Consider the following 13,787-nt stretch of genomic DNA (forward strand, 5'->3'; position numbering starts at 1 on the left):
GGTGGTTGATTCATGGAGATCTTACGGAAACACAAGGGCATAGACCATGTTGGCATGAGCCCGCAGCCGAAGAATAGAAAGCGATTGATCCATAAGGATCTGAAGAAGAATTGGTTTGTCTATCTGATGGCCCTACCGGTCGTAGCCTGGTTCCTGATCTTCTGCTACGGCCCAATGTGGGGCGTCATGATCGCCTTCAAGGATTTCAAGCCTTTGCTCGGATTTGCCGATAGCGATTGGGTCGGGTTCAAGCATTTCGTTGATTTCTTTTCAGGGCCTTATTTTTGGCGAGTGGTCAAGAATACGCTGCTTCTGAACGTGTGGGGGATCGCATTCGGATTTACGGCTCCGATCATCCTTGCCTTGCTGTTGAACGAGGTTCGTTCGTCCAAATTCAAGCGGACCGTGCAGACGATTACGTATATGCCGCATTTCATCTCACTGGTCGTCGTGTGCGGGATCATACACATTTTCACAGCTAACGAAGGGGTCGTAACCCAGCTCCTGTCGTTCATTACAGGGAAAGATTACTCGTCGCTGCTCGGGTATTCCTCCCTCTTCCGGCCAATCTACACCTTCTCCGGGATCTGGCAGAGCATCGGATGGGATAGCATTATTTATTTGGCCGCAATGAGCGGCATCGACCCTTCGTTATACGAAGCAGCCGATATCGACGGCGTGGGCCGGGTGAAAAAAATGTGGTACATCACGCTGCCGCAGATCAGTCCCGTCATCATCATACTGTTTATTTTTGCAATCGGCGGCTTGATGTCGTCCGGTTACGAGAAAATCATCCTGCTGTACAATCCACTCATCTACGATACGGCGGATGTCATAGCATCCTATGTCTACCGAAGGGGCTTAAGGGAAGCGAGCCTTAGCTATTCTACCGCTGTGGGACTGGTCAGCTCCATCGTGAATTTCGGACTGTTGTGGATGACGAATACAATTGCGAAGCGCAGATCCGAATCCAGCCTATGGTAAGAAAGAGGGACGGTTATGAATGATATCATGCAACCCAAAGCGAAACGAAGCAGGAAGCATAAGTCCGTAGGGGACCGCGTGTTCGATTGGACCAACTATACGGTACTAACCGCCTTGACCTTGGTGTGCTTTTATCCGATCCTGCATATCCTGTTCGCCTCCGTCAGTGACCCGAGTGCCTTGATGGCACATAAAGGCATTCTGCTGAAGCCTTTGGGATTCACGCTGGACGGTTACAAGCTGGTGTTTAAAGACAACAGTCTCTTGAACGGTTACAAGAACACGATTATCTACGTCGGACTCGGCACGCTGGTCAATATGGTCATGACGATATTGGGTGCGTATGTGTTGTCCAGGCGGGACTTGTATTTCAAAAATTTCATTATGATCCTGATTACGATCACGATGTTTTTTGGCGGGGGGTTGATTCCCTGGTTCCTGTTAATGAAGGACATCGGCCTGTACAACAATCTGTGGGCCATGATCCTGCCAACGGCATTAAGCACATGGAACATCATCATCCTGCGGACTGGATTCCAATCCATTCCGAAGGAGCTGGAGGAAGCGGCAGTGATTGATGGTGCCAGCCAGTTCAACATCCTGGTGACGGTGATTCTTCCGCTGTCAAAAGCGACGCTGGCCGTTATTTTTCTGTACTACTTGGTGGGGAATTGGAACTCCTGGTTTAATGCGATGGTGCTGCTGAAAGACAGGGGACTGTTCCCGCTGCAGCTGCTCATGAAGGAAATACTCGTGGCTAATGACGCTACGGCGACAACGATCGGCAGCGCGGGCGGAGTTGTCATCAACAGTGCCCAAAGCTCCACCGCGTTCAGGGAACTAGTGAAGTATTGTGCGATCGTGGTTTCTACAGTTCCGATTCTCTTGGTGTATCCGTTCTTGCAGAAGTATTTCGTGAAGGGCGTGTATGTGGGCTCGATTAAGGGATAGACGATGAAGGAATCGAAAATGAAACAGATAGAGATAAATCGAATAGGAGTGAGTCACATCTTGATGACAGACGTTAGCAAGACGCAGACAGGTTTACGCAACGAATATCCGAGACCCCAGTTTCAACGCAAGGAGTGGCTGAGCCTTAACGGCGAATGGGAGTTCGGATTTGATGACCTTGGCATCGGTGAGGATGAACGGTGGTACCTTGGGGATGTACACGGTCCCTTGACGCGGAAAATCGTTGTACCCTTTACGTTCCAAAGTAAGCTAAGCGGCATCGATGATCCTTCTTTTCATGATGTGGTGTGGTATCGTAGAACGTTCGAGATTCCGCAAGAATGGGATGGACAGCGGATCGTGCTGCATTTCGGGGCCGTGGACTATTTGGCAAAAGTATGGGTGAACGGGCAGATGGTGGCCGTGCATGAAGGCGGGCATACGCCGTTTCAGGCCGACATTACGGCTTCGCTTGTAGCCGGGAGTAATACGGTTGTGCTGCGGGCGGAGGATTTCAGCCGCGATGTGACCTTGCGCGCGGCAAGCAATATTGGCTTGAACAATCGGCCAGCATTTTCTACACCCGCACGACCGGCATCTGGCAGAGTGTGTGGCTGGAGCCTGTGTCTACCGTGCATCTGAGCAAAACGATGATGACACCCGACATCGATCGCAATGAAATTCGCATTCGCACGTTCGTAGAGGGAGTTAAGCCAGCGGATGAGCTCAAGCTGCAGATTACCATCAGGTTTCAAGGAGAACTAATCGCGGAGGATCAGTATGCGATCCGTCGTGCGGAACAGCTGCGGACCGTCGGTTTGAGCGATTTCACGGATCATGGTTTGGGAAGGCTGTGGAGCCCGGAGCATCCAAATTTGTATGAGATCGAGTTCCGCCTCATTCAAGCCGAAGCTGTCGTAGACCAGGTGTCCAGCTATTTTGGCATGCGCAAGGTATCGATCGAGGACGGCAAGCTGTGCTTGAATAATCGCCCTTATTTTCAGAGGCTGGTGCTGGACCAGGGATATTTTCCGGAGGGCATTCTGACGGCACCGTCGGATGAGGCATTGAAGCGCGATGTGGAACTGGCGAAGGAGATGGGCTTCAACGGCGTGAGGAAGCACCAGAAGACAGAGGACCCCCGGTTCCTGTACTGGTGTGATCGTCTCGGCCTACTGCTGTGGAGCGAGGCGGCGAACGCGTATGAATATTCCGAGGCGTATGTCCGCCGGTTCACGACCGAATGGCAGGAAATCATGGAGCGCGATTATAATCATCCGTGCATCATCACGTGGGTTCCGCTGAACGAGAGCTGGGGCATTCCGAATGTCCAGATGGATCGGCGTCAGCAACAGCACGGACTGGCAATGTACCATCTGACGAAATCGCTGGATGACAGCAGACCGGTCGTATACAACGACGGGTGGGAGCAGATGACCACCGATCTGGTCACGATTCATGACTATGAGAGTCGACAAGCAGTGCTGGAGGAGAGGTATGCAAGCGTGGAATCTGCAGTGCAAGCCATGCCAGCCAACCGGAGAATATTCGTCGGCGGGGCCGTCTATCAAGCCAGCCGTTATTGGTATCGGAGTTTGGCGGCATTGCCTTCAAGAAGAGCGAGTGGGAGGGCTGGGGTTACTCCGGCGCAGAGAACGAAGAGGATTTCATGGTCAAGCTGAAGGCGGTGGTCGACCCGATGTTCTCATCTCCCGTGATTCAGGGATATTGCTACACGCAGCTAACGGATGTTGAGCAGGAGATCAATGGTCTGCTGACGTATGACCGCAAGCCGAAAGCGCCGATTGACAGCATTCGCAAGATCATGATGGGAATCTAATGGGAGGTGAAGAGCGCATGAACCAAACGAATGCCTATGAAGGTATATATCATAACGAGAGAGCAGTTTATTTAAGGGCAGGGGATTATGAGGCGGTCATGCTTCCGGATATCGGAGGGAATCTGATTTCGTTTCGGGATCTCCAGAAGGGATACCGGTTTCTGCATGAGCCGACGCAGGAGGAGATGCCGGCATTCAGGGCTAGACCGATGATTCACGGTATTCCGGTGTTGTTTCCACCGAACCGTTATGAGAACGGCAACTTCCGGTGGAATGGCAAAACCCATCACCTCCCTGTCAATGAAGAGGCAACCGGTCATCATCTACATGGTTTCTTGTATAACATCCCATGGGAGGTTGATGAATACGGACATTCCAAACAGGAAGCTTATGTGACTGTATCTGTCCGCGTGGATGAACAGCATCCGGTCTATCAACACTTTCCGTTCCAGTTTCATATTCAGCTGCGATACGGTTTAAGCGATCGGGGACTGTCCCAGCGGGTCACGATCATCAATACAGGTCAAGAAACCATGCCGTGTCTGCTTGCCTTTCATACGTCCATGAATGCGCCGTTTGTAGAGGGAAGCGACGCCCGGGATTACCGGATGAAGCTGACCATCGGCAAGCGGTGGGAACTCGGTGGAACCATGCTGCCTACTGGCACCCATCAGGAACTGTCCGCGAACGAGGAAGCCATGCAAGGTGACGGCGTCTATCCGTTCTTCGAGCGCATGGATAATCACTATACCGCCGTCGCCCAGAACGGGAGGAACCGGATGGAGCTTACCGATGAGGCAGCGGAGTTGACGCTGGTATATGACGTGGGCACCTCCTACAAGCAATGGATGATCTGGAATAATGAAGCCAGGGAGGGTTTCTTCTGCCCGGAACCGCAGACTAATCTAGTGAATTCGCCTAATATGGACATGCCGGCAGAAGAGGTCGGATGTTTCAGCCTACAGCCGAATGAAATATGGGAAGAGACCAGCAGGCTGTATGTGAAGTAATATCCCTACTATATAAAAAGGAGCTCAACCATAAGAGAACGGACTGTATCCCGAAGTGATACGCCGCATTAACTCGCGCAAGGCCGCCAGCGAAGATTGATGCTTGCCCCATGACCGCTCTGCGAAATGCCGGAATCTTGGATGGGCCTGATGCATGGTGGTACATTATCCAAAAAAAGGACGTGACCGGTAATGAAGGTGAACATTCGGAAACAATGGTTACTCGCGATGTGCGCACTTCTTATTTTTCCTATGGGGCAGGTGACTCATGCCGTCTCCAGTCAAAACAACTTCTATAATGTTGTCATGCAGGACGGAGCCGATCCATGGGTCTACAAGCATACGGATGGCTTCTATTATTTCACGAAAACGACCGGTGGCAACGTTACCATCTGGAAGTCAGCCCAGCTTACTACGATCGATGCAGCTCCGACCACGGTCGTGAACACAGGTTGCTGCGGGATCTGGGCTCCTGAACTACACTACATCAACGGCGCTTGGTATATATACTACGCCAAGGACGATGGGGATAATGTCAACCACCGGATGTATGTGATGGAGAATACATCCGCCGATCCGATGCAGGGAACCTGGCAGTACAAGGGCCAGATCACCGATCCGACCAACAAGTGGGCGATTGACGGCACCGTGCTGCAATCAGAGGGGCAGTTGTATTTTATCTGGTCCGGCTGGGAAGGGAACGTCAACGTACGGCAAAACCTGTACATCGCCCGTATGAGCAATCCATGGACGATCAGCTCGAATCGGGTGGAGATCGCCAGGCCGACTTTTGCCTGGGAGACGAATCACTCGCCTCACGTTAATGAAGGTCCTCAGGTGATTGTGCGAAACGGGGTCATTAGCCTCGTATACTCCGCTAGTGGTAGTTGGACCAATGACTACAGTCTGGGCTTGATCACAGCCAGCACGACCAGCGATTTGCTGAACCCGGCTTCTTGGAGCAAACGCAGCCAGCCGATATTCAAATCCGGCAACGGACTGTACGGGCCCGGCCACCATTCGTTTACGAAGTCTCCTGATGGGACCGAGGACTGGATGCTCTATCACGTTGCGAAATACAATAACGCCGGCTGGAATCGCGAAGTCCGCATGCAGAAGTTCACTTGGCATACGGATAATACACCGAATCTTGGCGTTCCGGTGAATCCCAATGCCCCGATAACCTTGCCTTCCGGTGAGCCGGCGCATACTCGATACGAAGGAGAAGAAGGAAGCTTTGGCGGTGCTGCTTATGCATCGGACAGCCCGAATGGATCGGGCGGCAAGAAAGCAGGGCATATCGACACACCGGAGAGCTATGTGCAATTCTCGGTTCATGCTCCCTCGACTGGGGAGTATACATTGCTGGCCAGGACAGCAAACGGAACGGCAGGAGGCAACTGGTCCCATCTGATGTTGAGCGTCAACGAAGGTACGCCAAGTCCATTCCATATCACGAATAAGGGATGGGAGAACTGGGGGTTGTCCACCGCGCGAATTCAGTTGAAGGCTGGCGCGAATACGATACGTTTCACCAAAGGCGAAGGCTACGGAGAGATTGATTTTTTCGACATCAAGCCGGCTACTTAAGTCCGAACTAAAGGTTGAAAATGAACAGATCGCTTGTAAATGGCTTCCGGGGCTCCGGGAGCCATTTCTGGCTCACAACCCAATGGGGTGAGATTGTAAGAAAGCCTTTACAAGGTTGATTGTTTTTCGTTTCGTGAAGAAGTAAGATGATGATAGTGAATATGTTAAAAGGGGAGCAGACTCGTGCTGGAACTTAGTTTTAACGACCCGGAAAGAATGGTCACGGTAACCCATGCCTTGTCAACACGTTCACGGTTGATATTCTAAGGCTCTTAAATTCCAAGAACTTAAATATTATTGAGATTGCCGAGAAGCTGAAACTTCCCGTATCTACCGTAGCCAGCAATATCAAGGTGCTGGAGGCTGCTGAATTAATCAATACGGAACTGCTCCCGGCGTCGCGCGGGGCGATGAAGGTCTGCAGCCGCAATTATGACGATATCCATATCGCTTTGAATCTGAAGAATTCCGTACCCAAAGGCGTAACGCATGTGTATGAGGTTGAGATGCCCATCGGTCATTATAGTGATTGTGAAGTAGCGCCTACGTGCGGAATGGCTAATGGCGAAGGTTATATTATTAAGGAAGACGAGCCGGCGAGCTTCTACCATCCGAAGCATGTCAACGCCCAGATCATATGGTTGCGCAAGGGATATTTGGAATATTTGCTGCCGATGGACATACCAGCTGGAGCTCGGATCGAATCGCTGGGCCTGTCGATGGAGATGTGTTCGGAAGCGCCGAACTATGATCATGATTGGCCATCCAATATCTCGGTCTGGATTAATGGTGTGGAAATCGGGATGTGGATGAGTCCGGGAGATTTCGGAGACCGCCGCGGCAAGTTGAATCCGAACTGGTGGTATGACTGGGCTACCCAATACGGTTTTCTCAAAATGTGGCGTGTGGACCATGAGAAGACGACGCTCGATATGGAGAAAGTATCTGATATCGCCTTGGATGATCTTCGTATTACGGAGAGCCCGAAGCTGCGCCTGCGCATCGGCATCAAACCTGATGCCGTCAACCAAGGAGGGCTGAACTTGTTCGGCCGCCAATTTGGTGACCATGAACAACATATTATGATGCAAATTAAATACACGATGGATCAAGACGGGGAAGACACGTAGAGGTTCTGTTCGTTGTGCAATCGTGTAATCCGGGAATGGCAGTGCAGAGATTTTTCTGCACTGCCATTTATTTTGGGCTGAGGTTGGTTTACATTCCGTTTAAATACGGATGTTACAATCCATTCATCACCCATACGGGATTGGAGGAAATCACAATGGAGCAATTATATAGAAAGCACAAAGAACCGAAGTCAGGCGAGTTGGCGGTTGAAGCACACGGCCTTATCAAGACGTTCGGGGATAACCGGGCCGTAGACGGCGTGAATCTGAACGTGCGCGCCGGGACGATTTACGGTGTATTGGGACCCAATGGTGCAGGCAAGACGACCACGATTCGGATGCTGGCTACCTTACTTCGGCCGGATGCTGGATCGGCTCGCATCTTTGGTCATGATGTAACGAAGGAATCACAGATCGTACGGCAATTGATCGGGGTTACCGGTCAATATGCCTCGGTTGACGAATCGCTTAGCGCGACTGAGAACCTGATCATCTTTTCTCGTCTGCTCGGGTTAGGCCGAGCAGAAGCACGACGTAAAGCAGAGGAATTGCTGGAAGAATTCGGGTTATCGGAAGCGGCCAAGCGGCCTTTGAAGCATTTCTCCGGCGGGATGCGCCGCCGACTGGATCTGGCGGCAAGTCTCATTGCTCAGCCACCGCTGATCTTTCTGGATGAACCGACGACCGGACTCGATCCGCGCACCCGTTCGCAGATGTGGGATACGATTCGTCGTTTGGTGGATACGGGTTCCACGGTATTGCTAACCACGCAGTATCTCGAAGAGGCGGATCAACTGGCTGACCGGATTGCCGTTATCGATTACGGCCGGGTTGTGGCGGAAGGAACGGCGGATGAACTGAAAATGTCGATCGGGACGTCATCGCTACATTTGACGGTAAAGCACCAGCAGGATATGGAGCGTGCCCGTCTCGCCATTGAACAGGTGCTGAAGGTGCAGGTTAACGTATCGGCTGAAGCGGGAAAGCTTACGGCACCGATGGCTGATGCCGACCTCGTGACAGACCTGCTCATTCAGCTTCGGTCGGCGGGGATTGCGCTGTCCGAGATGAGCGTACAGAAGCCCACCCTGGATGAGGTGTTTCTAACGATTACCGGTCATAACGTGAAGGAAGAGACGTCACGGACGTCGCATGAATCTAACAAAACCGAGGTGACAAGCGCATGAGCACTTTGATTAAACCCGCCAAGGAACGTCAGTTGAAGAACCATACGAGTATTGGTCAGACACTCCGCAACTCGCTGACGATGGCTTATCGGGGGCTGCTGAAACTTCGGCGCACACCTGAGCAATTATTTGACGTGACGTTTCAACCGATTATCTTCACGCTGATGTTTACTTATATATTCGGCGGAGCGATCTCAGGCGATGTCGTGAGTTATTTGCCGGTGATCATTCCGGGTATTCTTGTTCAGACGGTGATCACCACCTCGGTTGTCACCGGGGTCCAATTGCGGGAGGATATGGACAAAGGCGTGTTCGATCGCTTTAAATCCCTGCCGATTGCAAGGATTGCACCGCTTGCAGGCGCACTCCTCGCAGACACGGTTCGATACACGATTGCAACGGTGCTAACCTTTACGATGGGATATCTAATGGGGTATCGGCCGGAGGGTGGTTTAGGCTACGTGGCACTCGCAGGACTGATGGTCATTTTATGTTCGTGGGCGATTAGCTGGATATTCGCGTTCTTTGGTGTGATCGCGAGGTCTGCTTCCGGCGTACAGGGCATTTCGATGATTGTGTTGTTCCCACTGACGTTCCTCTCCAATGCGTTCGTGCCGGTGGATACGATGCCGGGCTGGCTGCAATGGTTCGTGAACATCAATCCGATCTCGCACCTCGTGACGGCTGTTCGCGATTTAACCAACTCCGGTACCGTCGGTTGGGATCTCATCATATCCCTGATTGGTGCCGCGGTGATCGTGGCTATCTTCGCTCCAATCACGGTGCGTGCCTACATGCGGCGTACGTAATGTTTGAACGAAATGAAACAACGTGCCAAGAGACATCGGGCGCGTTGTTATTTGTTATTTGTTATTTGTTATTTGAATTGCGCTGCACTTGGCCTGGGATGCGCTTTGGAGGACTGAGGTTCCGCTATGATGATGATAGTAGCAACATAAGGCCCGTTCGAGGACATCAGATCCGTTATTCCTAAGAAAATCGCGATAATTGGTAGTGTTTTAAGTAAATAAGTGATCCTGAGTCCGCAAATACGTATAAATAGGAAGGTTTTTCTGAAATAACGGATTCTGTGTCCGCTTAGGCAATATGGGGGTCAACCGCAGTCATAAACGGAGTTTATAAGTACGGACGCGCTGTTCTCCGCTTGCGATGTCTAGTATTTGGAGCTCGACTAGCTTATGCAATAATCTTCGCGTATGTCGATCACTCACCCGAAGATGGACTGCAAGTTCCAACGGTGTTATCGGACGCAGAAGTCTTCGCGCAAACCGGACAGTTTCCGCTTCGAGCCAAGACAACGATGCGGGCACATCTGAGGCAATAAATCGACCGACAAAAGACAGTACGAGCTGTTGACACTGTTTTGGCTCATCCACGATAGACGGGTAGGCAATCGGAAGAAAGGTCCAGCCATCCAACGCCAATAAGCAGTGACGGCGGCATAAATCCTTAAATCTTCTGACGTCAAGATCACGGGCATGCGGTCCATATCCTTGTATTTCAATTCCTCCTCTTGCACCGCCAGGCATATAAGCCAAATCCAAATAACGATAACCGTTGCTGAAATCTCGTACTTCCCATTCTGGGTGTAAATCGTTGAAATTACCGATTGCCGGAAACCAGACCGAGCGCAGAAATTCGATGGTTCCATGACCTAATCCTCTATTGAGAATTTCGAGTCGGCGTGGATTTTGTTCGTTAAGTATATTCGCCTCTACCCAAAGCTCATATTGCTGATCAAACCGTGACATGAATCGCTATACCTCCTCGTGACACCATGGCCGCTATAAACACAACATAAAACAACATAAAAAACCGCTCCAACGATGCAGCCCTTTGACTTTATCAGGGAAACATCGTATGGCAGCGGCGTGTTCTTCACGTCCACATTACGGGTATTATAAATCGTGATTTAGAGATTTAGCAACAGTTTTAGAGCTTCGGCTCAAAACTTCTCAAACTCAGTACGATGTGTGTCAACAATGCTGATAGTTGTTGGGCGAACTTATATATGACGTCATATACGACAAGGATAACTGATAATGGATGATGATTAACCGATTGTAACTAGCGTTGCAAATACATAAAGACAAGCCGCCCCCCCTGCAGGGACCGGCTTGTCTTTATGTAGAGAAGATAGTGTCTAATGATTTGGACATTGGGAAAGGGAGTGTCTAAATTGTTAGATTATGATAGGTTTAACCGCTTGAGTTTGTTGTACAGCGTTGCTCTTGAAATGCCAAGCTGCTTGGCCAGCGTTAGCTATTGCCGTTAACTGCAGCCAACGCTCTGGACAACATGTTGCGTTCGAAATTGTCGAGCTCTGTCTGAAACGCCGCACCGTCGATCGGGATATCGTTCTGCTTACAGAGATCGGAAGTATCCGCTGTTAATTGTTTGTCTCCCGAATAGATGTTATCCGGCAAATACTCGCGCTTAATCTCCCCATCCGTAGAGAAAATAACGAGCCGCTCAATCGTATTGCGAAGCTCTCTAATATTGCCCGGCCAGTCGTAATGCAGCAAGTCTTCCAGCACATCAGGTGCAATCGACTGAATATGACGGCCGTATATCAGTGCGAATTCATGCAGGAAGGATTGTATTAATTCATAGATATCTTCCTTGCGTTCGCGCAGGGAAGGAATCTCAAAGGAGACGACGTTTAAGCGATAATATAGATCCTCACGGAAGGTAGCCTCGGATATCATCTGCTCCAGATCTCGGTTGGTTGCCGCAATGATCCGGCAGTCTACCTTCTTCAATTGAGTACCGCCAACCGGAAAATAGCTTCGCTCCTCCAGTACGCGCAGCAGCTTGACTTGCATCTCAAGCGGCATTTCTCCGATCTCATCCAGAAAGAGTGTGCCTCCGCTGGCGAGCTCGAACTTTCCTTTTTTTCCTTTGGGGTCAGCCCCGGAGAATGCACCTCGCTCATAACCGAACAATTCGCTCTCGAACAAGGCAGCAGGGATAGCTCCGCAGTTAATGGCAATATACGGCGCGCCGCTCCCCTCACGGGCATCGTGGATCGCTTTGGCAAACAATTCCTTGCCGGTACCGCTTTTTCCTTGAATGAGGACGGTTGCTTTGGTTGTGCTGATCTTGCGAATGGTCTCGATGCTGTTCTTGATGCTGCGGCTGTTTCCTTTGATATGCTGATAAGGATCGCTGGAGGGACTAAGCATAGCGACTTCCTTCTGTAAGTGATGAACCTTGTTCGTCATCTGAAGCAGTTCTTGATGGAGTCTCATTTGTGTTGTCAGATCAGATTCGGCCGCAACGGCACCGATGATCTGGTGATCCAGTGAGATAGGGTTGGAGTTAATGAGGACAAACATGTCCTGGCGTGGGCGATGCTGCATACGGTGGGCGGATTCTCCGGTTTTGAGTGTGCGCAGCGACTGTAATCGGTCCACTTGAAAAAAATCCGAGGCAGGCTTACCCATAATCTCATCTTTCTGGATGGAGAAGATCTGCTCTGCGCCGGAAGTCCAGACCGCCACATGGCCTTCCTCGTTGATCAAGGTAATGGCTACGTCTGGGTTAAGCGTTTGCAAGGTTGTGGAGAAATACGCCTCCAGATGCCGGTGCGCCTGGATAGTCCCCTCAATTATCACCTGAGAGGTGACATAACCAACCGGGATGTCGTCACGTTTCACTAAGGCGTAGGGAGCAAGTGCGAATCCAGCAGCGACTTCAGTCAACGAAGATTCAATATCAACGATTGTGACTTCCAGAGCGTATGGTTGAACCGCCTGAGCGTGAAGATCGGAACCTGGAGGAGAACACAGCAAGTAATAACGTCCCTGGTCCGTGCATACAAAAATAGGCAGTTCGTCTTCGACAGCCGCGAGGTTGTTAAGGTCCGACAGGTCAGGCAGATGAAGCATATGGTAATCCGTACGGACAAGGCGTTCCAGACTAGGCAATACGTGTTTCATACCGGTGTGCCCCCTACTAGGATGAATGTAAACGCACAGACGCTTCTAATTATTAGGGCCATTATACCTAGCCTGTTTTGCCGTGTAAATATTATTTGAACATGTTGCTGAGTACCATCCACAGATTCGCGGGCTTTTCGGCTAGGCGACGAGTGTAGTATGGGTACCACATCGTACCATATGGCATATAACAACGAATACGAAATCCCTCTTTCGCCAGATCAGCCTGATCATTCATTCTTAAACCGTAAAGCATTTGGAATTCGAAGGCATCCTTCGTGATGCCGTTCTCCCCTGCATAAGATTTGACCCAATTGATGATGCGATCATCGTGAGATGCAATTGCTGTGTAGACGCCCTTATCCAGGTGCAGCTGGATCACGCGCTTATAGTTCTCGATGACTTCGCTCATCTGCTGGTATGCTACGGATGACGGTTCTTTATATGCCCCTTTGACCAATCGCAGATTGACCTGGGCTTCGATCAACTGCTTCACATCTTCTTCCGTGCGATGCAGGTAGGCCTGAATGACGGTGCCGACGTTGGTCAGACCTTCTGCATGAAGACGGAGCACGATATCGATCGTGGCCTGGGTGAAGGGAGAATCCTCCATATCGATCCGCACAAAATTGTGATGCTTCTGGGCCTGCACGACAATCGCGCGGATATTGTTATAGCAAACTTTCTTATCCAGCGCTAATCCCATCTGCGTAGGCTTCAGCGATACGTTGGAGCTGACTTTCCGTTCTGCGATCCCGTCAACGAGCCGGAGATATTCTTCCCGATATGCCGCAGCCTCATTTAAATGAAGAATGCCCTCTCCCAAATGATCCAGCGTAACCATAATTCCCTTATCATTCAGGCGCTCGATCTCGTCCAGTGCCTCATTTAGCGTGTGGCCTGCGATGAACTTGCCTGCAAATTTCTTGCCGTATTTAAGGGCAAGCTTCTCCACGATTTGATTACCTGAAATCGACAATAGCGTTTTGCGGTACAGTTCAATGTGATCCAAGTGGATTTCCCCTTTCAGAAGGCTTAATTATTGGAATGAAAGATACGCACGCAGCATATATTCTTTAGCAAAATTTGTGCCAACGACAATATCTTGTTGTCGTTGGCACGATAATTGCTAC

Annotated in this window: 10 protein-coding genes and 2 pseudogenes; 8 read left to right on the plus strand and 4 right to left on the minus strand. The window is 50.6% G+C overall.

All coding sequences use genetic code 11. The features are described from left to right. Positions 1-12 precede the first annotated feature (12 nt). The 8 genes and pseudogenes from JCM10914_RS13660 to tetB(58) all read left to right on the plus strand — a co-directional run bounded on the left by JCM10914_RS13660 (position 13) and on the right by tetB(58) (position 9,501). Positions 13-984: a sugar ABC transporter permease gene (locus JCM10914_RS13660; protein WP_023961797.1), complete on the plus strand. Its 972-nt coding sequence runs from the start codon at positions 13-15 to the stop codon at positions 982-984. A 15-nt stretch (positions 985-999) separates the two neighbouring features. Further along, positions 1,000-1,935, plus strand: a complete 936-nt coding sequence (locus JCM10914_RS13665) for a carbohydrate ABC transporter permease (protein ID WP_023961799.1) — start codon at positions 1,000-1,002, stop codon at positions 1,933-1,935. Positions 1,936-1,998: 63 nt separating this feature from the next. After that, positions 1,999-3,775 (plus strand): annotated as a pseudogene (locus JCM10914_RS13670) (glycoside hydrolase family 2 protein). Between the two features lie 17 nt (positions 3,776-3,792). Next, complete coding sequence (locus JCM10914_RS13675; protein ID WP_023961807.1) at positions 3,793-4,785, plus strand: aldose 1-epimerase; 993 nt, start codon at positions 3,793-3,795, stop codon at positions 4,783-4,785. A 192-nt stretch (positions 4,786-4,977) separates the two neighbouring features. Beyond that, on the plus strand, positions 4,978-6,375 hold the full coding sequence (locus tag JCM10914_RS13680; protein ID WP_023961808.1) for a family 43 glycosylhydrolase: 1,398 nt from the start codon (positions 4,978-4,980) through the stop codon (positions 6,373-6,375). A 183-nt stretch (positions 6,376-6,558) separates the two neighbouring features. After that, positions 6,559-7,505, plus strand: a pseudogene (locus JCM10914_RS13685) (ArsR/SmtB family transcription factor). A gap of 155 nt (positions 7,506-7,660) precedes the next feature. Next, positions 7,661-8,692 (plus strand): daunorubicin resistance protein DrrA family ABC transporter ATP-binding protein, encoded by a 1,032-nt coding sequence (locus JCM10914_RS13690; RefSeq protein WP_023961812.1) that lies wholly within the window; start codon positions 7,661-7,663, stop codon positions 8,690-8,692. After that, entirely contained in the window at positions 8,689-9,501 is an 813-nt protein-coding gene (gene tetB(58) / locus JCM10914_RS13695) for a tetracycline efflux ABC transporter Tet(58) subunit B (RefSeq protein WP_023961814.1), read from the plus strand. Before JCM10914_RS13690 ends, tetB(58) begins: the two co-directional genes overlap by 4 nt. A 315-nt stretch (positions 9,502-9,816) precedes the next feature. Here the strand turns inward: tetB(58) and JCM10914_RS13700 are convergent, their stop codons facing one another. From JCM10914_RS13700 to JCM10914_RS13710, 4 genes are all read right to left on the minus strand, one after another. Continuing rightward, on the minus strand, positions 9,817-10,464 hold the full coding sequence (locus JCM10914_RS13700) for a hypothetical protein (protein WP_023961816.1): 648 nt from the start codon (positions 10,462-10,464) through the stop codon (positions 9,817-9,819). 436 nt (positions 10,465-10,900) lie between these two features. Continuing rightward, positions 10,901-10,969, minus strand: coding sequence for a helix-turn-helix domain-containing protein (locus JCM10914_RS30305; protein WP_370570249.1), 69 nt, complete (start codon positions 10,967-10,969; stop codon positions 10,901-10,903). Positions 10,970-10,971: 2 nt separating this feature from the next. Further along, positions 10,972-12,654 carry a sigma-54-dependent Fis family transcriptional regulator gene (locus JCM10914_RS13705; protein ID WP_023961818.1) on the minus strand — a complete coding sequence of 561 codons (1,683 nt, stop codon included), beginning with the start codon at positions 12,652-12,654 and terminating at the stop codon, positions 10,972-10,974. 91 nt (positions 12,655-12,745) lie between these two features. Then, a complete protein-coding gene (locus JCM10914_RS13710; protein ID WP_023961820.1) occupies positions 12,746-13,666 on the minus strand; it encodes a proline dehydrogenase family protein in 921 nt (306 codons plus the stop codon). Positions 13,667-13,787: the final 121 nt, after the last annotated feature.

The sequence above is a fragment of the Paenibacillus sp. JCM 10914 genome (genome assembly GCF_001315105.1).
In the GTDB taxonomy this organism is placed as follows: Bacteria; Bacillota; Bacilli; order Paenibacillales; family Paenibacillaceae; genus Paenibacillus_AQ.

Bases quoted from the DNA above. Each gene is read 5' to 3' on its own strand.
- JCM10914_RS13660 (WP_023961797.1), top strand. From the start codon at position 13: ATGGAGATCTTACGGAAACACAAGGGCATAGACCATGTTGGCATGAGC.
- JCM10914_RS13665 (WP_023961799.1), top strand. From the start codon at position 1,000: ATGAATGATATCATGCAACCCAAAGCGAAACGAAGCAGGAAGCATAAG.
- JCM10914_RS13675 (WP_023961807.1), top strand. From the start codon at position 3,793: ATGAACCAAACGAATGCCTATGAAGGTATATATCATAACGAGAGAGCA.
- JCM10914_RS13680 (WP_023961808.1), top strand. From the start codon at position 4,978: ATGAAGGTGAACATTCGGAAACAATGGTTACTCGCGATGTGCGCACTT.
- JCM10914_RS13690 (WP_023961812.1), top strand. From the start codon at position 7,661: ATGGAGCAATTATATAGAAAGCACAAAGAACCGAAGTCAGGCGAGTTG.
- JCM10914_RS13700 (WP_023961816.1), bottom strand. From the start codon at position 10,464: ATGTCACGGTTTGATCAGCAATATGAGCTTTGGGTAGAGGCGAATATA.
- JCM10914_RS13705 (WP_023961818.1), bottom strand. From the start codon at position 12,654: ATGAAACACGTATTGCCTAGTCTGGAACGCCTTGTCCGTACGGATTAC.